This window comes from Kaistia nematophila (assembly GCF_026343855.1).
Taxonomy (GTDB): domain Bacteria; phylum Pseudomonadota; class Alphaproteobacteria; order Rhizobiales; family Kaistiaceae; genus Kaistia; species Kaistia nematophila.
In genome coordinates this window covers 85,970-110,198 of sequence record NZ_JAPKNK010000012.1, presented here as the reverse complement: position 1 = coordinate 110,198, position 24,229 = coordinate 85,970, and the positions used below count along the sequence as shown (strand labels likewise).

Below are 24,229 nucleotides of genomic sequence, written 5' to 3'. Positions count from 1 at the left end.
CGCTTTTCGGGGCGGGAGGTCAGCTCTTCTTCTTGAAGAGCCCGCCCTGGATCGGCGCGTGCGGATGCGGCTGCAGGTCGGCCTTCGGCAGCAGGAACAGCCAGGTGACGAACACGAACGGCGCGGTGAAGGTCGGAATGCCGATCGGCGCGATGCCTGCGTCCATGGCGCCCTGCACGATCACCGTGAAGATCGTCCCGAGCAGGGCGAAGCCGAGTACGCGCGCGGAGGGCGCGTAGAACACGCAACCGAGCGCCACGGCGGTCAGCACCGGGCTGAAGCCATAGAGGCCGGCCGTGATCGAGGCGAGGCTCGCGCCGAGCGCCAGTGAGACGGCCAGCGCCACCGCCGCGCCGAGTGCGGCGAGCAGGGCCGCCCAGGGCGACGAGACGAGCAGGCCGATCAGCACCAGCACGCCGCTGACCGGATTGTTGATGAGGAAGACCTGAGCCGGCCCCTTGAGCCAGGCGAGGAACAGCTCGGTGGCGTTGACGGCCGTCTCCGCGCCGCTGACGGCATGCGGCAGCGCCGGCGGTCCCATCGAGGCGATCGGAACCTGGCCGAACGAATAGGCGCCGAGCACCAGGAACCAGGTCGTCAGTACGAAGGGGAAGGTGAGGGCGGGAGTTTCCCAGGTCTTCATCACCTTGGAGACGGCGAGCATGACGACGGTCGAGACGGCGGCGCCGACGACGAGCAGGAACCACATCGTCGCGCCATCGGCGAGGAAGGTGGGAACCGCCGCGCCGACCAGCACGCCGTTGAAGCCGAACAGGCCTTGTTCGAGCGAGGCCTTGTCGGCGTCGAGCAGGATGGCGGTGACGGTGGCGATCACCAGCGCGACGACGGCGCCGATGGCGATGTCGATCTGGCCGCCGGCGATGGCGCCCCACACGATGGCGGCGAGGAAGAACAGACCCGTCAGCGGGTTGTTCTGGAAGATGACCTGACCGGCGCCGCGCAGGTTGATGTCGAGGAAGCCGAGAACCGGGTTCTTCCCGGCGACGTCGGTCCAGCTGGAAAGGGCGTTCGACATTTCATTCCCCCATCATGTCGATGCGGCGCTGCCGCCAGGTCGTTTCAGTCCTCCGGGCGTCGCCTCACGCCCAGAGGAAGTTTTCGGGAACCTTGCGGTCCACGGCGATCTGCCGGGCCTCGGACCAGAATTCGCGGATCTTCGCCATGACCGGCGCCGATTCCATGCCGAGCACCTTGAAGATCAGACCGGCATCATGCGGCAGGCGGCTGGCGCCATAGGCGAGCTCGTTCTCGCTGTCGAAGGCCGGCTGGGTGCGCTCGAACAGCGCATCGGCCTTGTCCTTCGGCGTCAGCACGATGACGTTGCCGAAGACGTGGAACCCGCCCATCATGCCCATCCGCGTCACGTCATGGACGCCGGGCTCCAGCACGAATTTCTCCGTGAACAGGCTCTCGCCGTCCGGCCGCGCGCCCTCGACGGTCGAGGAGAAGAGCTTGTACTGGAAGATCTCGCCGTCCCGGTAGTATTTCCGGCCCGGCATCATGATCTCCGAATAGACCAGCGTCGCCGTCGGATCGATCAGGATCCGCGTCGACTGGATGAAGCGCGAGTTCTTTGCCGGAATGACCGGGCGCGGGATATATTCCAGATAGGAACCGGCCGCGAGGGTCAGAAGCTGCGTCTGGCTGGCATAGTTCGCGTCCATCTCGTGGATGCGCGTCGCCGACTGGGTGGTGACATGGGCCTGCGCATCGGCGGCCATGTCGATCTCGATGACGTTGCGGTCTCCCTGCAGGATGCCGCCGGCATTGGAGATGACGGAGACGCAGGGCAGCTCCGGCATCTCCTCGTCCCAGTAGAGCGCCTGCTGGACGATCAGCGGCGCACGGCGATGCAGCGTGCGAAGCACCGTCCGGTGCGGACCCGGTTCGAAACCGAGCCGCAGGAAGGCGTTCTTGCCGAAGGAGCCGCTTGGCAGCTGAGGGGGCTCGTCCTGGTAAGCCCCCAGTTCCCGGGCGCCGCTGAACATTACGCGCCTGCTTTTTCGGTGGTTTCGAACAGCAGGTTCTGGCGGATCAGGTCGGTCAGTTCCTCGATGCCTTCGTTCGTCTTGCAGTTGGTGAACACGAAGGGCTTCTTGCCGCGCATCATACGGGAATCATCGTCCATGACCTTGAGGCTCGCGCCGACATAGGGGGCAAGATCGGTCTTGTTGATGACGAGGATGTCGGAATGGCTGACGCCGGGGCCGTTCTTGCGCGGGATCTTGTCGCCGGCGGCGACGTCGATCACGTAGATGAAGAAGTCGACCAGCGCCGGGCTGAAGGTCAGCGTCAGGTTGTCGCCGCCGCTCTCGATCAGCACGAGGTCGGAATCCGGGAACTTCGCTTCCATCTCCTCGACGGCGGCGAGGTTCATGCTGGGGTCTTCACGCACGGCCGTGTGCGGGCAGCCGCCCGTCTCGACGCCGATGATGCGCTCCTCGAGCAGGATGCCGCGCAGCGTGCGCTGCACATGCTTGGCGTCTTCGGTGGTGACGACATCGTTGGTGATGACGAGGATGCGATAGCCGAGCTTCACCAGCACGGGCGTGATCGCCTCGATGATGGCGGTCTTGCCGGAGCCGACGGGACCGCCAATGCCGATGCGGGGGATCTTTTTCATAGTGCTATCCAGCTACCTTGTTAATTCATGAACATCCGGACATGGCCCTTCACGTGCACCGCCGCGAGGATGTCGATGATCGGCGAGAAGCTCGCCATCTCGTCGACGCTCGCATCGGCAACCCGTTCATAGGCCGGGCCCACCTGGGCCGTGACGTCCAGCAGGATCTTCTGGGTGTCGACGAACGAGATCCGCATCAGGCGGAGCGCGGCGCTCAGCACGCCGTTGCCGACGCCATACTGATGCACGCCGAACGAGTCGCGGCGATTGGCGCCGAGCGTCGCCAGCGTGATCGCGAGGCTGACCGGATGGGTTCCCGGCGTCTCGCCGCGCTTGATCCGCTGGAACCAGTCGCCAGGGAGCGGTGCCTCGATCATTCCCGCCGAGAGTTCGCAGAGCTTCTTGCCCATGCGAACCGTCATCAAGCGCGTTTCCTCGTTCAGCTTGCGCTCATGGACCAGCCGGTCGATGCGCAGCAGTTCGTCGACATCGCCGGCCTCGACCGCCCGATGCGCGCAGAGCACCGCGACGCCGTCGCCGGTCGCGGCCTGCCACATCGACGTCTCGGTATAGGCCCGCAGCGTCGCCGGGCCGTCGACGATGCCCTGCTGAATGGCGGTTTCCAGTCCGTTCGAGAACGAGAAACCGCCGACCGGCAGGGCGGAGTCGGCGAACTGAAGCAGATAGAGCAGCTCCGGCAGGGATCGCTCGGAATCCGCCTCAGTGGTCATGGGCATGGGCGTGGCCATGGGAATGTCCATGGTCGTGTCCGTGGCCGTGCGCATCCTTCGAGGCATGGTGATGCGAATGCGGCGTGTCGCTCGCGCCGCCGAACAGGCGACGCGATTCATGCGGCGCCAGGTAGGGGATCACCTCCGAGCCGGGCATGAACTCGTGACGGACGCCGGGGAGGGCGTGCGTCTTCATGACCGAGTTCATCACCTTCTTGTCGACGGTGAGCGGCACGTAGACCTTGGTGCCCTTGACGACGGCCGGCCAGTGCTGGTTGCCCAGGGCGTGGCCGAGCTCGAACAGCGTCTGCACCATGTTCGGGATGGTCTCGCCAACGACGTCGTCGAGGGTGATGATCATCACCTCGCGCAGCGTGATGCGCGCCACGATGGCGGCGCGCTTCGCCTCGTCCCAGACCAGGATGTCGCCGTCATGCAGGTGCGAGTTGCGGTCGAGCGAAAGGGCGAGCTCGACATCCTGCTGCGTCGCCTTGCGGAGACGGCTCTTCTGCGCTTCCCACTGGTCCAGTTCGAGCCAGTCGACCGCGGCTCCCTCCAGGGTCTTCGCCCATTCCGGATCCTGGATGTTACCGAGCGTGCTTTCGATAAGTATCATGCGTGCCTCTGCTGCGCGGAAACGCAGGTGATCAACTGAAGAAATAGAGCTGGTTGAGCGAAATGCTCGTCGGCGGGTCGACCGTGACGTGCTTGCCGTCGATCGTCACCGCGAAGGTCTCGGGGTTGACGTCGATGTTGGGCAGGTAGTCGTTGCGGACCATGTGCTGCTTGCCGAGGATGCGCGTGCCGGAGACCGGGCTGATGTTGCGCTGCAGGCCGAGCTTCTCGCCGATCTTGTCGTCATAGGCGGCGCGCGAGACGAAGGTGATCGAGCTCTTCTGCATGGCCGAACCGAAGGCGCCGAACATCGGGCGGTAGTACATGGGCTGCGGCGTCGGCAGCGAGGCGTTCGGGTCGCCCATATTGGCCCAGGCGACGAAGCCGCCCTTCAGCACCATCTTCGGCTTGGCGCCGAAGAAGGCCGGCTCCCACAGCACCAGGTCGGCGAACTTGCCGGGCGCGACCGAGCCGATCTCATGGGCGAGGCCGGAGGTCAGGCAGGGGTTGATCGTGACCTTGGCGATGTAGCGCAGCACGCGGAAATTGTCGTTGCCCGGCGCGTCTTCCTCGAGCTGGCCGCGCGCCTTCTTCATCGCGTCCGCCGTCTGCAGGGCGCGCAGGAAGTTCTCGCCGATGCGGCCCATGGCCTGCGAGTCCGAGCCGATCATCGAGATCGCGCCGAGGTCGTGCAGCACGCTTTCGGCGACGATCGTTTCCGAACGCACGCGGCTTTCGGCGAAGGCGACGTCGGAGGGGATCTTCGGGTTCAGGTTGTGGCAGACCATGATCATGTCGAAGAGCTCGGCGACCGAGTTCTTGCCGCATGGCAGGGTCGGGTTAGTCGAGCTTGGCAGGACGTTGCCCTGGCCGACCACCTTCAGAAGGTCCGGCGCGTGACCGCCGCCGGCGCCCTCGCTGTGGAAGGTGTGGATGGTGCGGCCGTCGAAGGCGGCGATCGTGTCCTCGACATAGCCGGATTCGTTCAGCGTGTCGGTATGGACGGCGACCGAGACGTCATAGTCGTCGGCGACGGAAAGGCAGGCGCGGATCGCCGACGGCGTGGCGCCGTAGTCCTCGTGCACCTTGAAGCCGGCGGCGCCGCCATGCAGTTGCTCGATCATCGGGCCCTTGCCCGTCGAGTTGCCCTTGCCGAGCAGGCCGATATTGATCGGCAGCCCCTCGACGGCGCGCAGCATCATCTCGAGGTTCCACGGACCATTGGTGGTCGTGACGCCGTTGCTGCCGTCGACCGGGCCGATGCCGCCGCCCCAGACGGTGGTGATGCCGTTCGAGAGCGCGGCATAGACCTGCTGCGGCGAGATGTAATGGACGTGGGTGTCCATGCCGCCGGCGGTCAGGATCAGGTGCTCGCCGGAGATCGCGTCGGTCGAGGCGCCGGTGACGAGGCCCGGCGTGACGCCGTCCATGGTCGACGGGTTGCCGGCCTTGCCGAGGCCGACGATGCGGCCATTGCGGATGCCGACATCGGCCTTGACGACGCCGAGCGTCGGCTCGAGCACGGTGACGTTGGTGATGACGAGGTCGAGGCAGCCGGCCTCCTGGGTCAGCTGGTTTTCCGAACCCATGCCGTCGCGCAGCGTCTTGCCGCCGCCATATTGCAGTTCGTCGCCATAGACGGCGCGAAGGTCCTTCTCGATCTCGACATAGAGGTCTGTGTTGCCGAGGCGGATCTTGTCGCCGACGGTGGGACCATAGAGATCGGCATATTGCTGGCGGGACATCTGGGTCATGACGCCGTACCTTCAAAAACGGAATGGGAGGGGCGCGGGGTCCGAGGAGCCGGATCCGGGCGGCGCGGGATCACTTCGCGGGCTTGGCCTTCAGGACCTTCGACTTGAAGCCGAGTTCCTCTGCCTTGGCGACCGAGTGGGCCTTGTTGGGGCGGTAGTCGGGCGTCGGGCCGTCGCCGGTCCAGCCATCGACCAGGTTGTTGAAGCCGTAGACGAAGCGCTTGCCGCCATAAGGGACGAGGGTCACTTCCTTCTCGTCGCCGGGCTCGAAGCGCACGGCCGTGTTGGCCGGGATGTCGAGGCGCTGGCCGAAGGCGGCGGCGCGGTCGAATTCGAGGTAGCGGTTCACCTCGAAGAAGTGGAAATGCGAGCCGATCTGCACCGGGCGGTCGCCGGTGTTGCGCACCGTCAGCGTCGTGCGCGGACGGCCCGGGTTGATCTCGATGAAGCCGGGCGCCACCACATAGCCGCCGGGCGGCGTCGGGGCCGGGGTCGACGCCGCTTTGGCGGTGTCGGCGGGCTTCGCAGTCGGGTTCTTGGCCAAGGCAGCCTCCTGGAGTTTCGCGCGCTGGCGGGCTGTTCAGACGATCGGGCTATGCAGGCTGACGAGGCGGCTGCCGTCGGTGAACACGGCTTCGACCTGGATGAGCGGCAGCATGGCCGGCACTTCGTCCATCACGTCCGCCGCGGTCAGGACATGGCGGGCGCCGTCCATGACTTCCTCGACGGATTTGCCTTCGCGCGCGCCTTCGAGCACATAGGCGCAGAGCACGGCGACGGTCTCGGGATGGTTGAGCTTCAGGCCCTTGGCTTTGCGCTTGAGCGCGACGTCCGCCATCATGTGGATGGTAAGCTTATCGAACTCTCGCGGCGTCAGATGCATCGTCGTCTCCGAATGTTTTGTCGCTAATCTTCACTGATCGACATCGGCCCATGCCTAGGCATAGCGGTGCTTCAGCCCATGCCAGTCGAGGGGGACCGAGCGGTTTCGTACAAGACGCGTCACGAAACCGCCGTCCAAGCTGTCAATATCAGTGGCCGCCCTGACGGCTATTGCCCTGCGCTCACAGCCAATACAGCGTATTGTCGAGCACCATCATGCGAAAATACGATGACGGCAAGCAATCCCTAGGCTGAGTTCCCCACAACATTGCCTGGTTCATAACTAACGGAGGGTCCTTGTCTCGACAAGACCCGCCTGTGTTTAAAGCCTAGCGCCCGGCCCGGTCGGGGATCAACCGACCAGTCGATCAGTTGCCAACCGGTAGTTGCCCTGATATATTACTTATTCGTTCGGAATTTGAAATAAATGATCCGGAAGCGCGCGGCCGTCATGTATTTGACTGAGGGAAATTCGTGTATTGCTTCTGCTTGAGCTGACATCGAAGGCTGTCGCCGAGATATGCGAGGCTGGCGACAAGCAAGAGTTGCAAGCCGCCATCTATTCCGCCGTGCGCGCGCTCGGCTTCGACAGCTTCAACCTTGGCTGCGAGAAGACCGCCCAGCGCGATTTCATGACAGATCCGACGCTGACCAACTGGTCCTATGATGATCTCGTCGCCTATGAGCGCGGCGGATGGTCGGACAAGGATCCCCTGCTCGATTATGCGGCGACCGGAACGGGCCCTCTGCTTTGGCAGCGGACCATCTGGGACCATGGTCGTCATCGCGACTATTACGAGTACATTAAATTTGCAGGGATCTACGGCGGCGTAACGATTCCGTTTCGCGGCGCCTCGGAAAAGCTGGGCGCGCTGACGCTGCTGTCCTTTGCCGACCGCGAGCACGACAAGGACGTTCTGCACGCGGCGTCGATCATCGGCATGGTCGGCACGGCGCGCGCCGCCGCGATCGGCCTGCAGACCGGGCAGGCGGGTGGAGGCAGCGCCAAGTTTCGCTCGCTGTCCTCCCTGCAGCGCGAGATCCTGAAATGGGTCGCGAACGGCAAGTCGAACACAGAGATCGCGCTGATCGTCGGCCAGTCCAAGCGCTCGGTCGATTACCACGTGATCGAGATCCTGAAGAAGCTCGAGGTCGGTTCGCGCGCCCAGGCCGCGGCGATCTACGCGGCGCTCTGAGCGCGCCGCCGGAGTCGGATCCCGCATGATCCCGGCAGGGACTGTGGACGGTGATCCACCCTTCATACGCGCGCATCGGTCGTTCGCTATTCGCGTATGGCCGTTGGCCCTCCAACATCGCGCCCGCTGCCGGCGCGCAGCTGTCGAGAATGAATCCCATGTTGCACTGGCTGGTCGATACGCTGCGGTCCCAACCGGCGATCGCGATCTTCGTATGCCTCTCTATCGGCGCCTATGTCGGCCGCCTGTCGATCAAGGGCGTCGGCCTCGGCGCCGTGACGGGGACGCTGCTGACGGCGCTGCTCGTCGGGCAGCTCGACATCAGCGTCTCCAGCGACGTGCGCGCGATCTTTTTCCTGCTCTTCCTGTTCGCCATCGGTTACGGCGTCGGCCCGCAATTCGTGCAGGGCATCGCCAAGAACGGCCTGCCGCAGGCGCTGTTCTCGGTGATCGTCTGCGTGCTGTGCCTCGGCGCCGCGTGGGTGGCCGGGCGGATCGCCGGCTACGACGTCGGTTCGACTGCCGGCCTGTTCGCCGGCGCCGCCACCATCTCGTCGGCACTCGCGCTCTCGGTCGACGCGATCGAGCAGCTAGGGCTTTCCGCCGGTGAGACGAAGCAACTGGTCAATGCCGTGCCGACCGCTTTCGCGATGACCTATATCTTCGGCACCATCGGCGCGACCATGATCGTCTGCGTCGTCGGGCCCAAGCTGCTCGGCATCGACCTGGTGGCAGCCTGCCGCGCCTATGAGCGCAAGATGGGCGGGCATGGCAAGGCAGGCGGCGCCCGGGCCTGGCACCAGCATATCGCGCGCGCCTATCGCGTTGGCGCCGGTTCGGATTGGGTCGGCAAGACCGCCGCGGCGGCCGAATCGGCGAGCGCTCCGGCGCAATTGTTCATCGAGCGCGTCCGTCGCGACGGCCAGATCGTCGACGCCACCGCCGACATGATGCTGCTGGTGGGCGATGTCGTCGCCGTCGCCGGCGACCGCGGCATCATCATGCAGCTCGCCGGACCCGAGCTCATCGAGATCGAGGACGCGGAGCTGCTCAACGTGCCGGTCGAGGGCACGGAAGTCCTGATCACAAACCGCAAGGTCGATGGCAAGACGCTGGCCGAGCTGGCCGGCCTCCCCAGCACGCGCGGCATCTTTCTGCGCCGCATCCGCCGCGGCGCAACTGGCGTGGACATCCCGGTCCTTCCCGCTACCACCATCCATCGCGGCGACGTCCTCACCGTCATCGGCCGGCCGCAGGACATCTCGGCCTCGCTCGCGGCGTTCGGCCGGGCCGACCGCGCAACAGAGGAGACGGACGTTGCGCTCGTCGCGGCGGCGATCGTCGTCGGCGCCCTGATCGGCTCGCTGATCTGGCGGGTCGGCTCGGTGCCGATCACGCTGTCCTCCTCGGGCGGCGTGCTGCTCGCCGGCATCGGACTCGGCTGGCTGCGCTCGGTCCATCCGACCTTCGGCCGTATTCCGCCGGCCGCCAACTGGCTGATGAACACGCTCGGCCTCAACATGTTCATCGCGGTCGTCGGCCTGTCCTCCGGGCCGAGCTTCGTCGCCGGCGTGCAGCAACTCGGCTTCAGCCTGTTCCTGTGGGGCATGGTGGTGACGAGCGTGCCGCTCATCCTGGCGCTCTATATCGGCCGCTACGTCTTCCGCTTCGACGACGCGATCCTGCTCGGCTGCGTCGCAGGCGCGCGCGCCTCGACCGCCTCGCTCGGCATGCTGACCGCCCGGGCGAAGAGCCAGACCCCGGCGCTCGGCTTCACGGTGAGCTGCGCCGTTTCCAACACGCTGCTGACGATCGGTGGCATCCTGATCGTGCTGCTGGCGCGATAGTTTCGAAGACCCTCACCCCAGCCCTCTCCCGCGAGCGGGAGAGGGGGCTCGCCTGCGTCCTTGGCAGATGTTGCGCCCCGTCGATGACGATCGCCGGCCGAAACCCTCGCCCGCTTGCGGGAGAGGGCAGGGTGAGGGGCTTGATTTTCCTCGCTTACCGGTACGACAGCGTCTCGGGCGAGCGGGGCGAGGTCATCGCGCCGAGCACGAAGGCGAGGTTGGCGGCGGCGACGAGCGAGGCGGCATGCGCGTCGGCCTGCGACTGGCGGGCGTCGAGCAGGCCGCTGTCGGCGATCGTCGCGGCGGTGATCGTGCCGAGGCCGTTCTCATAGGCGCCCAGCGCCGCGTCATAGGTGACCGCCGCCGCGTCCGTCAGCTTGCTGGCGGCGCGGTAGGAGGCGAGCGCCGAACGCAGCGTGTTGGCGGCGACCACCATTTCGCGCACGGCTTCCTCCTGCGTCTTGGCGAAGGCTGCGCGGGCGACGGCGGCGCGCGATTCCGCCGCCTTCAGGTTGGCGGCGCGCAGGCCGCCGTCATAGATCGGCATGGTCGCGCCGACGAGCACGCCGGCGCCGGAGGTCTGCTGGCCGATGGTCGGCAGGCCGGCCGCGTCGAACCCGGTGGTTCCCGTGCCGGCGACGCCGGCGAGGTAGACCTTCGGCGCGAAATCGGCGGTGGCGACGCGGATGCCGGCCTCGCTGGCCTTCATGTTGGCGTAGCTCGCCAGCACGTCCGGGCGGCGCGCGAGCGCCTGCTGGATCATCTCCTCGGTCGAGATGTCGGTCGGCGCGGGCAGGCGCCGGCGGCCGGAGCCGGCGACCTTGATGCTGAGGGTCGGCGAAACGCTCATTGCTGAAAGCAGCGCCTGGTAGGCGTCGCGCTCCTGGCCGGTGGCGACGACCTGGCGCAGCTCGGACTGGGCCACCTGCTGGCGCGCCTGCGCCACCTCGACCGAGGTGGCGATGCCCTTCTGCTCGCGCGCGACGGCGGCGTCGAGGATGGCTCGGCTGTTGCGGAGCGACCGGGTCGCGACCTCGGTGCGGGTCTGCGCGGCGCCGTAGCGGTAGAAGCTCTGCGTGACGTTGAAGATCAGCGCCTGGTGCGCGCCGTTGAAGGTGACGTTCGCGGCGGTCAGCACATGCTTGGCGACGTCGGTCGCCGCCTTGCGCTGGCCGAAGTCGAACACCAGCCATTGCAGCGCCACGGTCGACGACACGCCGGTGACGGTCGTCTCGATGTCCTTCTGGACGCCGAGGATGTCGATCGGCGTGGTGTTCTGCTGGGCGCCGCCGATGACATTGGCGGAGATGGTCGGCAGGAAGGTGGATTCGGCGATGCCGACGGCGAGCGCCGCCTGCCGCGCCTGCTCCCAGGCGGTCCGCGTCGTCGGATTGTTGCGCTCGGCGAGGTCGATCAGCTCCGGCAGCTGGTACACCTTGCCGGCGCGCACTTCCGGCGCCGGCGGCATGACGGAGAGCTCGGGATTGCCCTGGACGGCGAAATCGCGCGAGCCGGACGGCGCGGAAGCGGGCTGCGGCAGCAGGCTGACGCCGGTCTTGCGGCCCTGCTGATAGGGTTCGTGCGGCGAGGCGGGCGCCAGCTGCTCGGCATATTGCGCGCAGCCCGCCAGGAGGGCGAGCAAACTGGCCGTGGCGGCGAAGCGGAAGCTCGCTCGGGCGCGTCGACGCGGTCGGGTGGGGCTCGCCATCATGCCTCAGGTTACCAGTGCGTTCTCGATTCGGGCTATGTGTTCCGACGTCGGATCATGCGGCGGGGCCGACGGATCCGGCGTTGGTGTTCCTTCCGCTGCGAGCGGCTTCGCGTCGGCGATCGCCTGTGACAGACGCTTCAGCTGCGCGGCCTGGGCAGGATCGGCGCCATCGGCCAGGAAGAGGCTTGCGGCAAGCGGCTCGGCCTCGGCCAGCACGGCCTCGAAGCGGCGCATCGCCGCCGGCTCCGGACGCAGCGCCGCCGGTTCGTAGCGTGCCCAGGCGAGCTGGTCCGCGGCATGCCGCAGGTCGGCGACCGCCGCAGCCGCCTCGTTGACGCGGGCCCGGTTGTCACCCTGCGGCATGTTCGCGAGCCGCGCCAGCCCCGCCAGCGCGCTCGACAGCCCGGCGCGCACGCCGACGACGACGCCGACGGGCCAGATCCGGGTGAAGATCAGGTAGACGAGCAGGTTGCCGAGCAGGATGCCGACGATGCGGTCGCGGGCGGTGCCCATGTCGAGGCTGGGCTCGAAGCCCTGCAGCACGGTGAGCAGGAAGGCGAGGCCGATCTGAACGCCGCCATAGGAGATCCGCTCGCTGCCGGAGGCGACCCAGGCGGCCGGAAGCAGGCCGACGAACACCAGGATCATCAGTCCGCCGACGCTGGTCAGGTTGGGAATGACGAACAGGATGGCGCCGATGCCGAGGGCGGCGCCGATCAGGCAGCCGATGATGCGCAGCGTCAGCTTGTGCACCGTCTCGCCGGTGGTGCCGAGCGAGGCGACGAAGCAGGTGATCATCGCGGTGTGGATGCCCTGCCAGTCGATGCCGGCATAGACGATATAGGCGATCATCGCCGCGAGCGTCGTCTTCAGCGCGAAGCGCTGGTGGTCCGGATTGCTGAGCGCGTCGGCGGCGAAGAACGGCTCCTGCGGCATGGCCGGCCAGGCCGGATCGGGATCCGCCATCTCGCGCAGCGCTGTCCAGGCGGCGGCGAACGCCGCATCGTCCGTCGCAGTCGGCACGTCGGGCGCCGGGATCACGGCCTTGGCGGCGATCGCTTCGGCGACCTTCCGGCACTGAGCGGCGAGCCTTTCCCGCTCATCGGCGGCGATTGTCGGTGGCAGCGCCGACACGGCGAGCATCAGCGCGTAGCTCTGCTCGATCGCCTGCGCCAGCTGGTTCGTCGTCCGCTTCGGCACGTAGTGCAGGATGCGGGTCAGCAGCGCGCGCTGGTCATGCTCGGCATTGCCCTCGCTCAGGAGTTCCTGCAGCCGGGCGCGGCTCGCCGCGTCGTGCCGGAGCAGGTGCTGCTCGGATGCCTCGACCCGTTCGCGCCACGTCTTGCGCAGCAGGCGCGACGGTTTCCAACCGAGCACCATGTTGAAGCAGAGCATCAGTGCCATCGGCATCGTCACCATCTGCCAGGCGTAGAGCAGGCCGCGCGTCACCACCTCGCCAAGCGGCGCGGCGCTGACGAGGGTGAGCGCGAAGGTGATGACCAGCGCCATGTCGGAGCCGAGGTCGCCGAGCTTGCTGACGGAGCCCAGATAGACGAAGGCGAAAGAGGCGAGCGCCATCACGGCGAGCCTCAGGAACGGCACCTCGATGGTCCATCGCGTCAGCACGAAGACGAGCGCGACGAACACCGTGACCAGGATGGTGGCGCCGATCGCCAGCACGATGTTGGTCGAGGCGTCGGGCTTCATCAGGTAGATGATCAGGTAGCAGCCGATCGCCGGCTCCGGGATCTTGTAGATCATGGCGACGGCGGCCACGAGCGCGCAGAGCAGCGAGATCCGCCAGGTCATGCCGAACCGGCCCTCGAAGGGCTGCACGTCGGCGATGAGCTGGTGGAGCCGCGGCGACATCGGGCTAGCAGCGATCGGCGCTGTGGATGGTGGCGAGCGCCGAGGCGCCGACCCGCATCAGGTCCGCCGGCGGGTTGTCGAGCAGGATGCGGACCGGGAAGCGCTGCGAGATGCGCACCCAGTTCAGCGTCTTCGGCACATAGGGCAGGCTGCGCGGGATCGGCAGGATCTCTTCCGAGCTGACGCCCCAGCCGATGCCGACGACTCGGCCCTTGAGCGGGATCGTGCGGTTGGCCATCACATGGGCAGTGACGCAGGCGCCGACCTCGATCTGGCGCAGTTCGGTCTCGCGGAAGGCGGCGGTGACGAACCACTGCTCGGTATCGATCAGCGTGAACACCGACTGGCCCGTGATGACGAACTGGCCGGTCGAGACGGTGAGGCCGGCGACGAGGCCGTCATGCGGCGAGCGCACCTCGGTGTCGGCGAGATTGCGCTCGGCGAGCGCCAGCGCCGCGCGCCGCGCCGCCACCAGCGCCTCCGCGCCGTCGAGCGTGCTGACCAGCGCGTCGGCTGCCTCGCGCTGCGCTAGCGCCTGGTTCAGGCTGATCGTCGCGTCCCGCTTGGCGGTGGCCGCATCGTCGACCTGCTGCGCGGTGACATAGCCCTTCGGGCGCAGCGCGGTCAGGCGCGCCAGCGTCTGCGTCGCCAGGTCGAGATTGACGCGGGCGCGCGAGATCTGCTCGCTGGCGATCGCGGCGTTGGAGGTCTCGGCGCGGATCGTGCGCTGCTGGGTCGAGAGCGCCGCCTCGGCGATCATCAGGTCGGCCTTGGTCTGCTCGACGGCCAGGCGATAGGGGACCGGGTCGATCGCGAACAGGAGGTCGCCCTTTTTGACGCGGCTGTTGTCCCGGACCGCGATGTTGATGATCCGGCCCGGCACCGTCGAGGCGATGTTGACCAGGTTGGCCTGGATCACCGCGTCCTCGGACATCGGGTTCTGTTCGCTTTCGCGCAGGTATTTCCAGCCCAGCGCGCCGGCGCCGGCGATGATGACGATGGCAACGACGCCGCCAAGCGCCTTGCCGAGAATACCGGGCTTGCTCATCGTCAGCGTCCGAAGAATGCGAGGGAAGTGGCGAACGAGATGCCTGCCGCCAGGCAGACATAGACGAACAGCCGCAGCGGCAGCCGGTCGTCGAGTCCGATCAGGACGAACAGGACCCGGACCACGACGGCGCCAAGAATGCCGATCGTGGCGCAGAGAAGCCAGGCCGGGAAATACGCCCCGAACAGGGGAATGGACGGCGCCTCGCTCGCGACGCAGCCGCTCAGCACGATGGCGGCCAATGGCGCCAGGCGAGCGCGGGACACAAATCTCATGAGACGCCAGCCCCCGATTCCGAGCGCGGCGGCTCGTGACTATTCTATTGGTACGCTTACCGTTCCGGATCGCCCGCTGCAACCTGCGGATGTTCGAATGCGGGCTGCGCCGATACGTTTTTGCCGCGGGTGTTGCTGCGAGAAAACGTCGCGAGCCGGCTCCGCATTCCCGAGGCGGCGGCGGGAAGCGATCCTAGCCGACCGTGCGCTCGCGGATTACTTCGATGCCGGAGCCCGGCGCGCCATAGCCGCGCTCGACCAGCGAGCAGCGCCAGTTGCCGGGCTCGCCCTCAATGCCGAAGAGATTGTAGCGGCCGGCCGGCTTGTGCCCGCCGGGCGCGTTGGCGGCCGAGGGCACGCCGATCACCGGCACCGGTCCGTCCGGTCCCTCGACGCTTTCGAAGCTGTCGATATGAGTGTGTCCGTGCAGGATCAGTTCGGCGCCGACTTCCTTGATGATGGCGCGGATCCGCCCGGCGCCGACCAGCCGCTTGTGCCAGCCGGTGGCCTTCTTGAACGGCGGATGATGGATCAGCACGACGCGGTAGAGGCCTTCGCCCCTGGCGCGGATCAGCATGTCGCGAAGCGCCGGCAGGGCCTGGGCCTCAACATGGCCGGTCGCCATGAAGGGGGCGGAAGCGCGGGCGCTCGAGACGCCGATGATCGCGGCCGGACCGCGCCGGCGCAGGTAAGGGAAGGTGACGCGGCCGAGCGCCAGTCCGTCGTCGCCCGTAACGTAGGGCGCGTAGAGCGCAAGCGCCTTGGCGAGCGCGCCCGGCACATAGGCGTCGTGATTGCCGGGCACGAAGGAAACGTCGTGCGGCGCGCCGACCGCCTTCAGCCATTCGCTGGCTGCGATGATCTCGCCGGGGAGGGCGATGTTGACCAGGTCGCCGGTGACGGCGATGTGGTCCGGGTGTCGCGCCAGCATGTCCTCGATCAGCCCGGCCAGCACTTCGCCACCCAGCGAGCGGACGCGGTTGCGCTTCCAGTTGACGTAGCCGATCACCCGCTTCGAGGCGAGTTCCAGCGTGCGCGGACGCGGCAGGGGGCCGAGATGCGGATCGGAAAGATGGGCAAGCACGAACATGGCATCCGGCTTAGCGAAGCGCGGAGCCAGCGTCCAGCCGCCTGGCTCTACAACCAGAGCGTTTAGAATGCTCCCGAAAAGCAAACGGCGCCAACAAGGGGCGCCGCCGGCGGGGCTATCCGAGCCTCCCGCCTATCTGAAGGATAGATGGTGGCCGGATCGTCCCGTCGTTAGGGGTGTGGACGCGACCCAGCCATGTTTGGCGCGCATGGCGTCTCCCGGCGGCTTGCCGTTCCGCCCGTCCGGCCTATGCTGCCCCGAATCTGGATCGATCCCGCATGTACTCCGTTCTTGCCCGTCTCGGCTCCCTAGTCGCCCCCGTGGTGCGCGGCATGACCCTTGGCGTGCGCGGCGCCTGCTTCGATGCGGACGGGCGCGTCTTCCTCGTCCGCCACAGCTACATGCCTGGCTGGTATTTGCCCGGTGGCGGCGTCGAGCGCGGCGAGACGGTGGAGGAGGCGCTGGTGCGGGAACTGCGCGAGGAGGGCGGCATCGAGCTCGATGCGGCGCCGTCGCTGCACGGCGTCTATCGCAATCCGAAGCGGCCGCGCGACCACGTGCTGGTCTATGTCTCCTACGCCTTCCGGCGGCCGGCTCCGCCGCTCTATCCCAATCGCGAGATCGCCGAGGTGGGCTTCTTCGATCTCGGCGCGCTGCCGGAGGCGGCGACACCTGCGACGCGCCGCCGGCTGGCGGAGATCGCCGAGGGTGCGCCGGTGTCGCCGAATTGGTGATTGCCGAGGTCGGCGACCCATGTTATTGCGCCTTCACCTGCGACTTGGGACCGAGCATGAAGCCGCGCCTTCTCCTGCTGCGACGACGAACCGACGGCCGTGACCTCGTGTCACGCGATGCCGTTCGCTCGCCTGTCCCCGGGATCTGCCGCACCTGACCGCCGGCAGCCTCGGTCGGACGGTGCCATGCCCTTCCGACGAGACGCATTCCATGAAGATCGATTCCTTCACCGTCCTGGCCGAGCAGCCTGCCGACGATCCCGCCATCGAGGCGCTGCACGATATTTCGTTCGGTCCCGGTCGTTTCGTCCGCGCCGCGTCGCTGCTGCGCGAGGGCGTGCCGCATGATCCCGAACTGTCCTTCGTGGCGAAATCCGGCGAGCGGCTGATCGGCTCGGTGCGGCTGACGCCGATCCGGATCGGCGGCCGGCCGGCCATCCTGCTCGGGCCGCTGGCCGTTGTGCCGGAATGGAAGGGCAGGGGCGCGGGCAAGTCGCTGATGCGCACCTCGATCGCCGCGGCACGGGAGGCAGGCCATGAAGTCATCCTGCTCGTCGGCGACGAACCCTATTATGGTCCGTTCGGGTTCCAGCGGCTGCGGCCCTACCAGATCACCCTGCCGGCTCCCGCCGACCCGGCGCGCGTGCTGGTCTGCCCGCTGACCGACGACGCGCTCGAAGGCCTCGGCGGCGCGGCCGAGCGCGCGGCGTAGGGAAGTCCCTCACACCGCCCTTCTCCCGCAAGCGGGCGAAGGGACGAGCGCCTCCGGCTTTGCCTCCGGACTCAGGACTGCGACGGGCCTCGGGCCGAAAAGTCCTCGCCCGCTTGCGGGAGAGGGTTGGGTGAGGGCCTTGCTACGCGAAAAGCCTACCGCCCTTCGCGGTACCAGGTCGCCGCCATGACGCCGAGCAGGGCGGCGAGGCCGAGGAAGCCGGAGAACAGCGGCCAGCGGTCGACACCCCTGAGCACTGACGCGTCCGTCATGCGGATTCCCATCCAGTCGCGGCCGGCCATGGCGCGGCCCGGGCGCACCGGCACGATGCGCGGCGTATCGAGCTTGCCGTCCGCCGTCACCATGCGCGCCATGTGGCCGCCGGTCGCGTCCACCACGGGCTGCAGCTTGTCGAAGCTCGACAGCACGTCGGTGAATTCGCGCGGATTGGCCGGGCCGACATGGGCGAAGGCCCGATGCTCGCCGTCCTCGACCCGCCACAGGCCGATCTCGTCGGCCGGCATCTCGCCGTGGAAGCGGCCGGGCGCGTCGGGGGCGAGCGTCAGCGTCCTGCGCGCGCCGGAGGGGGCGATGACCGTGACCGGGCCGATCTTCTCCTGCATGGTCTGGCGGTCGATGACGAGGGTGGCGCCGCGCGCCGTGGCGCGGAGCGCCTCCTCCTCGAGGTCGGGCTCCTTCATCAGCCAGTGCGCCAGCCGGCGCAGCAGGTCGACATGCGGGCCGCCGCCCTCGTAGCCGCGCGCCCACAGCCAGACCTGGTCGGACAGCATCAGCGCCACCCGGCCCTTGCCCTCGCGGTCGAGCACCAGCAGCGGATCGTCGTCGACGCCCTTCAGGATCGTTTCGCCGCTCGGCTTGTCGACCTCGATCTGGCGGAACCAGCGGCTCCAGCGGGGCGGCTCGGTGTCGGCGCCTTCGAGGCCGCGGGTGACCGGATGGCGGCCGCCGAGATCGGTGACGCGCGGCAGGAAGGGCTTTTCGATGACGCGGCCCGTTGGCGCCGCCGGCAGCACGTCGGCGAGCGGCGTGTTCCAGAGACTGTCGTCCGAGGCATAGTCCGGTCCCGAGGCGACGAGCAGCGCGCCGCCGTCGCGGACATAGCGGGCGATGTTGTCGAAATAGATCGTCGGCAGTACGCCGCGCTGGGCGTAGCGGTCGAAGATGATCAGGTCGAACTGGTCGATCTTGACCGAGAACAGCTCGCGCGTCGGGAAGGCGATCAGCGACAGTTCGTTGATCGGCGTGCCGTCCTGCTTCTCCGGCGGGCGCAGGATGGTGAAGTGGACGAGATCGACCGAGGCGTCCGACTTCAGCAGGTTACGCCAGATCCGCTCGCCGGCATGTGGCTCGCCCGAGACCAGGAGCACGCGCAGGTTTTCGCGGATGCCGTCGATGACGGCGGCGGCGCGGTTGTTGACGGCGGTGAGTTCGCCCTCGAGCGGGGCGGCCTCGAATTCGTAGATGTTCTGTCCCGCGTGACCGATCCGGATCGGGAATCGGTTGATCGCGCCCGGCGTCACCGTCTCGGTGGCGAGCGGCTCGCCGTCGAGGCTGATGGTGACGCGGAGCGGGTCGTTGGAGGGGGCGCCCTGGTCGATGACGCTGTACTCGATCGTCTGATTCTCGTCGACGATGGCGAAGCGCGGCGCCGAGCGGATCACCATCTGGCGGTCGCGCTCGTTGTCGTGACCGGAAATCAGCGCATGCAGCGGCGCGCCGCCGAAGGGGGAGTTCGGCGGCATCGGCACGTCATGCACCTCGCCGTCGGTCAGCATGACGACGGCGCCGAGGCGTTCCGGCGCGACGTCGGCGAGCGCGGCCGAGACGGCCGAGAACAGTTCCGTGCCGTCGACGGGCGCGCCGCCGGTCTTGCCGCCGGCCTCGATGACGCGCAGATCGAGGCTGCGCAGCTCGCCGAAGCGCTTTTCCAGCGCCGCACGCGCTTCCTCGGTCATCCTGGCGCGGCCGTCGAGATCCTGGCTGGCGCTCTTGTCGACGACGAGCGCGACGACGGTGGGGAGCGGCTGCCGATCCTCGGCGAGCAGGACGGGGCCGGAGAGGGCGGCGAGAAGGGCCGCGAGTGCCAGCAGGCGCAGCCAGCCGCCGCGCAGACGCCGCAGCAGCAGCGGCGCCACGGCGAGAAGGCCGAGGACGGCCACTGCGACCAGCCAGGGCAGCGGGATCAGCGGCGCGAAGGTGATCGACCAATTCACTGGCCCAACCTCTCAAGCAGGGCCGGCACATGGACCTGATCGGCCTTGTAGTTGCCGGTCAGGGTGTACATGACGATGTTGATGCCGGTCCGATAGGCCATCTCGCGCTGGCGCGGGTCGGGCGGCACGGTCGGCACCAGATAGCGGCCGTCGGGATCGGTCGCCCAGGCGGCCGCCATGTCATTCTCGGTGATCAGGATCGACGAGACGCCGTCGCCGGGTCGGGCCGGGCGCTGGGCCGCGTTCGCGTCGGTCTCGGGCGGCGAGGCCTCGACCCAGAGCGGGCCGCCGCTGTAGCGGCCGGGAAAGTCCTCGAGCAGGTAGAAGGCCTTGGTCAGGACGTGGTTGCCGGGCACCGGTTCGAGCGGCGGGATGTCTAGGCCGGAAAGCATGGCGCGCAGCCGCTCGGCCGCCGGCGTGCCGCCGAAGCCGGTCGAGCCGGGCGCGCGGTCGAGCTCGTCGCGGGTATCGAACAGGATCGAGCCGCCCTGCTTCATATAGGCGTCGATCTTGGCGAGCGTCGCCGAGGAGGGCATCGGCGAGGCTGGGTCGATCGGCCAGTAGAGCAGCGGGAAGAAGCTCAACTCGTCCTTCTCGACGTCGACGCCGAGCGGATTGTCCGGCTCCATCGCCGTGCGGGCGGAGAGCGCCCGCGACAGGCCGGCGAGGCCGGCCTCGCTCATGTCGTCGATCTCGGCATTGCCGGTGCGGACATAGGCGAGGCGCGACTTGTTCACCGCGTCCATGGCGAACTGGTCGCTCGCCGCATCGGCGCGGGCCGGCGGCGGGGCAAAAGCGTGCGCCAGGGTTAACAGGAGGATAACGGAAGCGGTCGCGTGACGGCGCACCCGCAGGCCGCCGTTCAGCCACAGCACGGCGAGCGCGTCGGCGACCAGGCAGACGAACGCCGCGAGCAGCAGCCAGGGCGACAGGTCGGTCGGCGCCGTGGTCGGATAGGGTCGGAGCTCGGCGCCGGCCATGGCGCCGACGTCGAGCGGCGGCAACGTTGCGTCGGGCGCCAGCACGTTGATGGCGCGGAAGCCGTCCTCGCCGCCATAGAGGCCGGGCGGATGCTCGCGGCTCGGCTCGACCGGGGCGCCGGACGCGGGCAGCGGCCGGGCCATCGGATCGCTTGCGACGAAATGGCCGAAGCCGTCGAGCAGCCGATAGGGCGGCAGCGTCGCGCCCGCCGATCCCTCGACCGTCTTGGCTGCATTGTCCTGCATCAGGGGCACGGAGGCGAAGGCGGAAATCCGGCGCAGCATCTCCACGAAGGTGCCGGAGAGCGGCAGGTTCGACCAGCTGGCGTCGGCGGTGACGTGGAACAGGATCAGCCATCCCTTGCCGAGCGGCGCGGCGGTTACGAGCGGCGTGCCGTCGGCGAGCGCCGCCCAGGTGCGGGTCGGCAGGTTGGCGTCCGGCTCGGCCAGCACCTGGCGGCGCACCTCGATATCCGGCGCGATGGCGAGCCCGGCAAACGGGCTGTTGGCGGAGAAGCTGGCGAGCGGCTGCGGCGTCGACCAGGACAGGCTGCCGCCGAGCACGCGGCCGCCTTCGCGCAGGCGCACCGGGATGAGGTTGTCGGCCTGGGCGCTGGCCGCGGCGAGGCGCGGCCCGGCGAAGCGCAGCAGCGTGCCGCCCGCCTCGACCCAGGTCGCGAGCTTGTCCTCGACATCCGGCGTCAGCGTGCCGATGTCGGCCATGGCGATAACAGCCGAGCCGCCCTCGATCATCTGCGGCACGGCGAGCGCCGCATTGGCGTCGCGCGGCTCGATCACGTCGGCGAAGGGCTGCACGGCGCGGCTGATGTAGTAGAGCGGCGACAGCAGCGGCTGCGCATTGTCGCTCGACGCGCCGGAGATCAGGCCGATCCGCCGGCGCTTGAAGCGATCGTCGAGCAATTGCACGGCGCCGGCCGTCTGCTGGCCGGCGATCTCGACCCGGACGATCTCGTTGCGCAGCTCGGTCGGCAGGGTGAAGACGGCGTCGGTGTGCTTTTCGCCGGTCTTGAACGCGAATGGCGCCTCGCTGACCGACCGCCCCTTCATGTCGCGGGCGACCAGGGTGCCGCTGCCGACGGCTTCGCCGTCGCCGCGCAAAACGCTCAGCGTCAGCGCGTCGGCGGTGGCGACGGGGGCGGCCAGTCCGAGGAGGGACTTGCCGTCGCGGCCATAGATCGTCACCGGCGCCTTGACCGAAGTATCGAGGAAACGGCCGAACGCCTCGGCATCGCTGCCGCCAAGGCCGTTCGAGAGCCAGGCGATGCCGCCGAACGCCGCGGCGGGCGCGGCCGATTGCAGCGCGGCGGCGATGGCGGCGCGGTTGGCCGGATAGGGGCGGGGCACCAGCGCGTCGAGGCGGGCGCGGATGGCGGCGGCGTCGGTCGGCGTGATCTCCTGGTTCGGCGGCTCTGCCGTCGCGATCAGCCCGACCGGCCGGCCGGCGCTCTCGGCCATCGTCACGATGCGGCGGGCCGTGTCGATCCGGGTCGTCCAGTCGCGCGCCGAAGCCCAGTCATTGTCGATGACGACGAGCAGGGGGCCGGAGCCGGGCACGCTTTCGCCGGTCGGGCGCCAGATCGGCGCGGCCAGCGCCAGGATGACGAGCGCGGCGAGCAGCAGCCGCAGGGCCGTCAGCCACCACGGGCTGCGCGAGGGCTGTTCGTCGCGCGGCGCTATCTCGGCGAGGATGCGGGTCGGCGGGAAGCTCTCGAGGCGTGGACGCGGCGGCGTCAGCTTGAGGAGCCACCAGATGGCCGGCAGCAGCACGAGCGCGGCCAGAACCAGGGGCGCACCGAAGGCGAGCGGCAGGCCGGCGATCATGGCCGGTCTCCCTGCGTCGTGCGCGTGGAAAGGCGCGCATGCAGCGCCAGCAGCGGCTCGGTCGCCGGGCGGTCAGTGCGATGGGTCAGGTAGCTCCAGCCGAGCCGGCGGCAGGTCGCGGCCAGCGTCTCGCGGCGGGCCAGAAGGCGGTTGCGGTATTCCTCGCCGATCTGCTCGGCGCGGCCGATCGTGTAGAGCGCGCCGGTCTCCGGATCGCGAAACTCTGTTCGTCCGGCATAGGGGAAGATCTCTTCCACCGGATCGCGGATCTCGACCAGATGCACGGTCGCGCCATGGCGGGCGTAATCGGCGAGTCGGGCCTCGATCTCGTCGATCGGATCGAGGAAATCGCCGATCACGACGAGGTCGGCGAACCGGCCAAGCCGCATGGCGGAGGGAAAGGCCGACTGTTCGGTATCGAAATGCATCAGCGTTTCGGCCAGTCGCTCGGCCGCATTGCGCGCCAGGATCGGATCGCTCAGCCCGAGCAGCCCGATGCGTTCGCCGGCGGCGGCCAGCAGGTCGCCCAGCGCCAGCAGCAGCACGACGGCGCGATCGCGCTTGGAGGCGAGCGCGAGCTTCGAGCGGAAGTCCATCGAGCGCGACAGGTCGGCGGAAAGCCAGACGGTGTGGGCGGCTTCCCACTCGCGTTCGCGGATATAGAAATGATCGTCACGCGCGGAGCGGCGCCAGTCGATGCGGCCGGGCGCTTCGCCCGCCACGAAGGGACGGAACTGCCAGAACGTCTCGCCTGGACCGGCGCGGCGGCGGCCATGCCAGCCGGCCAGAACCGTGGTCGCGACCCGGCGCGCCTCGACGAGCAGATCCGGCAGGCTGGCCGCCAATCCCTTGGCTTCAGCCAGATTCGTTCCGACACGACTGGATGTCTGCACGGAAGCGCGTGCTTCGTTCAAAACGTCACCCGATTCGTGACTTGAGGGTCCCGATGACATCGCGCACTGAGAGGCCATCGGCCCGTGCCGCGAAGCTCAGGCTCATGCGGTGCTGCAGCACCGGTTCGGCCAGCGCGATCACGTCGTCGACGGAAGGCGCGTATCGTCCGTCGATCAGCGCGCGGGCACGGACGGCAAGCATCAGCGCCTGGCTGGCGCGGGGGCCGGGCCCCCAGGCAATAACGCCGGAAAGCTTGTTGTCGGCGATTTCGCCCGGACGTGCCGAGCGAACCAGATTGAGGATGGCCTCTACGACGCTTTCGCCGATCGGCAGGCGGCGGACCAATTGCTGGATCGCCTTCAGCGATTGCGCGTCGGTGATCCGCTCCGCTACCGCGTCGCTGGCGCCGGTCGTCTCGAACAGCATGCGCCGCTCGGCGTCGCGATCGGGATAGAGCACGTCGATCTGCAACAGGAAGCGGTCGAGCTGGGCCTCCGGCAGCGGATAGGTGCCTTCCTGCTCGAGCGGGTTCTGGGTCGCGAGCACATGGAAGGGGCTCGGCAGGTCGTAGCGCTGTCCGGCGACGGTGACGTGATATTCCTGCATGGCCTGCAGCAGCGCGGATTGCGTGCGCGGGCTGGCGCGGTTGATCTCGTCGGCCATCAGGAGCTGGCCGAAGACAGGGCCCTTCAGGAAGCGGAACGAGCGGCGGCCGCTTTCGTCCTGGTCCATCACCTCGGAGCCGAGGATGTCGGACGGCATCAGGTCGGGCGTGAACTGGACGCGGCGCTCCTCAAGGCCGAGCACGATGCCGAGCGTCTCGACCAGCTTGGTCTTGGCGAGGCCGGGCACGCCGACGAGCAGGCCGTGGCCGCCCGAAAGCAGCGTCACCAGCACGCGCTCGACGACGGCTTCCTGGCCGTAGATCACCTTGCCGATCGCCTCGCGGGCCGCCTTGATGGTGGCGACCGCCGCGTCGGCTTCCGCGATCGTGCGTCCCGGATTGATGTCGGCGATGGAGGTCTGATTGAACGCGCTCATATCGGCCCATATAGTTTCGGTTACGGTCGCGACGAGATCGAGTGACTCGATCCGCGTACAATCTTCGCACGACCGGCATGGCGTCGTCAGCCTCTGGCTGCACCGCCCTGCACGGAAGGATGATACTTAG

The 24,229-nt window shown here is 68.2% G+C and carries 21 protein-coding genes; 4 read left to right on the top strand and 17 right to left on the bottom strand.

The genetic code is table 11. The annotated features are described in order from the left end of the window. Positions 1-19: 19 nt before the first annotated feature. The 8 genes from yut to OSH07_RS21775 form a co-directional block, all read right to left on the bottom strand. Positions 20-1,036: an urea transporter gene (yut, locus tag OSH07_RS21810; protein ID WP_266340809.1), complete on the bottom strand. Its 1,017-nt coding sequence runs from the start codon at positions 1,034-1,036 to the stop codon at positions 20-22. Positions 1,037-1,100: 64 nt separating this feature from the next. Further along, the gene (locus OSH07_RS21805; protein WP_266340808.1) at positions 1,101-2,009 is read right to left on the bottom strand and encodes an urease accessory protein UreD; all 909 of its coding nucleotides are present in this window, start codon (positions 2,007-2,009) and stop codon (positions 1,101-1,103) included. Continuing rightward, positions 2,009-2,644, bottom strand: a complete 636-nt coding sequence (gene ureG / locus OSH07_RS21800) for an urease accessory protein UreG (protein ID WP_266329807.1) — start codon at positions 2,642-2,644, stop codon at positions 2,009-2,011. The genes OSH07_RS21805 and ureG overlap by 1 nt, the downstream gene beginning before the upstream one ends. A 20-nt stretch (positions 2,645-2,664) precedes the next feature. Then, a complete protein-coding gene (locus OSH07_RS21795; RefSeq protein ID WP_266340807.1) occupies positions 2,665-3,381 on the bottom strand; it encodes an urease accessory protein UreF in 717 nt (238 codons plus the stop codon). Then, positions 3,365-3,991: an urease accessory protein UreE gene (locus OSH07_RS21790; protein WP_266340806.1), complete on the bottom strand. Its 627-nt coding sequence runs from the start codon at positions 3,989-3,991 to the stop codon at positions 3,365-3,367. Before OSH07_RS21790 ends, OSH07_RS21795 begins: the two co-directional genes overlap by 17 nt. Before the next feature lie 31 nt (positions 3,992-4,022). After that, complete coding sequence (locus tag OSH07_RS21785; RefSeq protein WP_266340805.1) at positions 4,023-5,744, bottom strand: urease subunit alpha; 1,722 nt, start codon at positions 5,742-5,744, stop codon at positions 4,023-4,025. A gap of 70 nt (positions 5,745-5,814) precedes the next feature. After that, positions 5,815-6,288 carry an urease subunit beta gene (locus tag OSH07_RS21780; protein ID WP_277614364.1) on the bottom strand — a complete coding sequence of 158 codons (474 nt, stop codon included), beginning with the start codon at positions 6,286-6,288 and terminating at the stop codon, positions 5,815-5,817. Between the two features lie 36 nt (positions 6,289-6,324). Next, positions 6,325-6,627, bottom strand: coding sequence for an urease subunit gamma (locus OSH07_RS21775; RefSeq protein ID WP_266340804.1), 303 nt, complete (start codon positions 6,625-6,627; stop codon positions 6,325-6,327). A gap of 544 nt (positions 6,628-7,171) precedes the next feature. Between OSH07_RS21775 and OSH07_RS21770 the strand changes: the two genes are divergently transcribed. Both OSH07_RS21770 and aspT read left to right on the top strand, forming a co-directional pair. Next, on the top strand, positions 7,172-7,822 hold the full coding sequence (locus OSH07_RS21770; protein ID WP_266340803.1) for a helix-turn-helix transcriptional regulator: 651 nt from the start codon (positions 7,172-7,174) through the stop codon (positions 7,820-7,822). 158 nt (positions 7,823-7,980) lie between these two features. Beyond that, positions 7,981-9,669, top strand: a complete 1,689-nt coding sequence (gene aspT, locus OSH07_RS21765; protein ID WP_266340802.1) for an aspartate-alanine antiporter — start codon at positions 7,981-7,983, stop codon at positions 9,667-9,669. Between the two features lie 154 nt (positions 9,670-9,823). Here the strand turns inward: aspT and OSH07_RS21760 are convergent, their stop codons facing one another. From OSH07_RS21760 to OSH07_RS21740, 5 genes are all read right to left on the bottom strand, one after another. After that, positions 9,824-11,380, bottom strand: a complete 1,557-nt coding sequence (locus OSH07_RS21760; protein WP_266340801.1) for a TolC family protein — start codon at positions 11,378-11,380, stop codon at positions 9,824-9,826. Positions 11,381-11,383: 3 nt separating this feature from the next. Continuing rightward, positions 11,384-13,249 (bottom strand): FUSC family protein, encoded by a 1,866-nt coding sequence (locus OSH07_RS21755; protein ID WP_266340800.1) that lies wholly within the window; start codon positions 13,247-13,249, stop codon positions 11,384-11,386. A gap of 4 nt (positions 13,250-13,253) precedes the next feature. Then, on the bottom strand, positions 13,254-14,297 hold the full coding sequence (mdtN, locus tag OSH07_RS21750; RefSeq protein WP_266340799.1) for a multidrug transporter subunit MdtN: 1,044 nt from the start codon (positions 14,295-14,297) through the stop codon (positions 13,254-13,256). A gap of 2 nt (positions 14,298-14,299) precedes the next feature. Further along, positions 14,300-14,572 carry a YtcA family lipoprotein gene (locus OSH07_RS21745; protein WP_266340798.1) on the bottom strand — a complete coding sequence of 91 codons (273 nt, stop codon included), beginning with the start codon at positions 14,570-14,572 and terminating at the stop codon, positions 14,300-14,302. A gap of 193 nt (positions 14,573-14,765) precedes the next feature. Further along, positions 14,766-15,662 (bottom strand): metallophosphoesterase family protein, encoded by an 897-nt coding sequence (locus OSH07_RS21740; protein WP_266340797.1) that lies wholly within the window; start codon positions 15,660-15,662, stop codon positions 14,766-14,768. Between the two features lie 278 nt (positions 15,663-15,940). Between OSH07_RS21740 and OSH07_RS21735 the strand changes: the two genes are divergently transcribed. Beyond that, a complete protein-coding gene (locus OSH07_RS21735) occupies positions 15,941-16,396 on the top strand; it encodes an NUDIX domain-containing protein (RefSeq protein WP_266340796.1) in 456 nt (151 codons plus the stop codon). A 211-nt stretch (positions 16,397-16,607) separates the two neighbouring features. Then, the gene (locus tag OSH07_RS21730; RefSeq protein ID WP_266340795.1) at positions 16,608-17,108 is read left to right on the top strand and encodes a GNAT family N-acetyltransferase; all 501 of its coding nucleotides are present in this window, start codon (positions 16,608-16,610) and stop codon (positions 17,106-17,108) included. Positions 17,109-17,263: 155 nt separating this feature from the next. Here the strand turns inward: OSH07_RS21730 and OSH07_RS21725 are convergent, their stop codons facing one another. The 4 genes from OSH07_RS21725 to OSH07_RS21710 are packed head-to-tail and all read right to left on the bottom strand — an operon-like array spanning position 17,264 to position 24,099. Further along, positions 17,264-19,342, bottom strand: a complete 2,079-nt coding sequence (locus OSH07_RS21725; protein WP_266340794.1) for a hypothetical protein — start codon at positions 19,340-19,342, stop codon at positions 17,264-17,266. Further along, complete coding sequence (locus OSH07_RS21720; RefSeq protein ID WP_266340793.1) at positions 19,339-22,164, bottom strand: DUF4159 domain-containing protein; 2,826 nt, start codon at positions 22,162-22,164, stop codon at positions 19,339-19,341. The genes OSH07_RS21725 and OSH07_RS21720 overlap by 4 nt, the downstream gene beginning before the upstream one ends. Continuing rightward, on the bottom strand, positions 22,161-23,117 hold the full coding sequence (locus OSH07_RS21715) for a DUF58 domain-containing protein (RefSeq protein WP_266340792.1): 957 nt from the start codon (positions 23,115-23,117) through the stop codon (positions 22,161-22,163). The genes OSH07_RS21720 and OSH07_RS21715 overlap by 4 nt, the downstream gene beginning before the upstream one ends. Beyond that, entirely contained in the window at positions 23,083-24,099 is a 1,017-nt protein-coding gene (locus OSH07_RS21710) for an AAA family ATPase (RefSeq protein ID WP_266340791.1), read from the bottom strand. The genes OSH07_RS21715 and OSH07_RS21710 overlap by 35 nt, the downstream gene beginning before the upstream one ends. Positions 24,100-24,229 lie beyond the last annotated feature (130 nt).

Coding starts and splice junctions, on each gene's coding strand:
- yut (WP_266340809.1), bottom strand. CDS start 1,036: ATGTCGAACGCCCTTTCCAGCTGGACCGACGTCGCCGGGAAGAACCCG.
- OSH07_RS21805 (WP_266340808.1), bottom strand. CDS start 2,009: ATGTTCAGCGGCGCCCGGGAACTGGGGGCTTACCAGGACGAGCCCCCT.
- ureG (WP_266329807.1), bottom strand. CDS start 2,644: ATGAAAAAGATCCCCCGCATCGGCATTGGCGGTCCCGTCGGCTCCGGC.
- OSH07_RS21795 (WP_266340807.1), bottom strand. CDS start 3,381: ATGCCCATGACCACTGAGGCGGATTCCGAGCGATCCCTGCCGGAGCTG.
- OSH07_RS21790 (WP_266340806.1), bottom strand. CDS start 3,991: ATGATACTTATCGAAAGCACGCTCGGTAACATCCAGGATCCGGAATGG.
- OSH07_RS21785 (WP_266340805.1), bottom strand. CDS start 5,744: ATGACCCAGATGTCCCGCCAGCAATATGCCGATCTCTATGGTCCCACC.
- OSH07_RS21775 (WP_266340804.1), bottom strand. CDS start 6,627: ATGCATCTGACGCCGCGAGAGTTCGATAAGCTTACCATCCACATGATG.
- aspT (WP_266340802.1), top strand. CDS start 7,981: ATGTTGCACTGGCTGGTCGATACGCTGCGGTCCCAACCGGCGATCGCG.
- OSH07_RS21760 (WP_266340801.1), bottom strand. CDS start 11,380: ATGATGGCGAGCCCCACCCGACCGCGTCGACGCGCCCGAGCGAGCTTC.
- OSH07_RS21755 (WP_266340800.1), bottom strand. CDS start 13,249: ATGTCGCCGCGGCTCCACCAGCTCATCGCCGACGTGCAGCCCTTCGAG.
- mdtN (WP_266340799.1), bottom strand. CDS start 14,297: ATGAGCAAGCCCGGTATTCTCGGCAAGGCGCTTGGCGGCGTCGTTGCC.
- OSH07_RS21745 (WP_266340798.1), bottom strand. CDS start 14,572: ATGAGATTTGTGTCCCGCGCTCGCCTGGCGCCATTGGCCGCCATCGTG.
- OSH07_RS21740 (WP_266340797.1), bottom strand. CDS start 15,662: ATGTTCGTGCTTGCCCATCTTTCCGATCCGCATCTCGGCCCCCTGCCG.
- OSH07_RS21735 (WP_266340796.1), top strand. CDS start 15,941: ATGTACTCCGTTCTTGCCCGTCTCGGCTCCCTAGTCGCCCCCGTGGTG.
- OSH07_RS21730 (WP_266340795.1), top strand. CDS start 16,608: ATGAAGATCGATTCCTTCACCGTCCTGGCCGAGCAGCCTGCCGACGAT.
- OSH07_RS21720 (WP_266340793.1), bottom strand. CDS start 22,164: ATGATCGCCGGCCTGCCGCTCGCCTTCGGTGCGCCCCTGGTTCTGGCC.
- OSH07_RS21715 (WP_266340792.1), bottom strand. CDS start 23,117: ATGTCATCGGGACCCTCAAGTCACGAATCGGGTGACGTTTTGAACGAA.
- OSH07_RS21710 (WP_266340791.1), bottom strand. CDS start 24,099: ATGAGCGCGTTCAATCAGACCTCCATCGCCGACATCAATCCGGGACGC.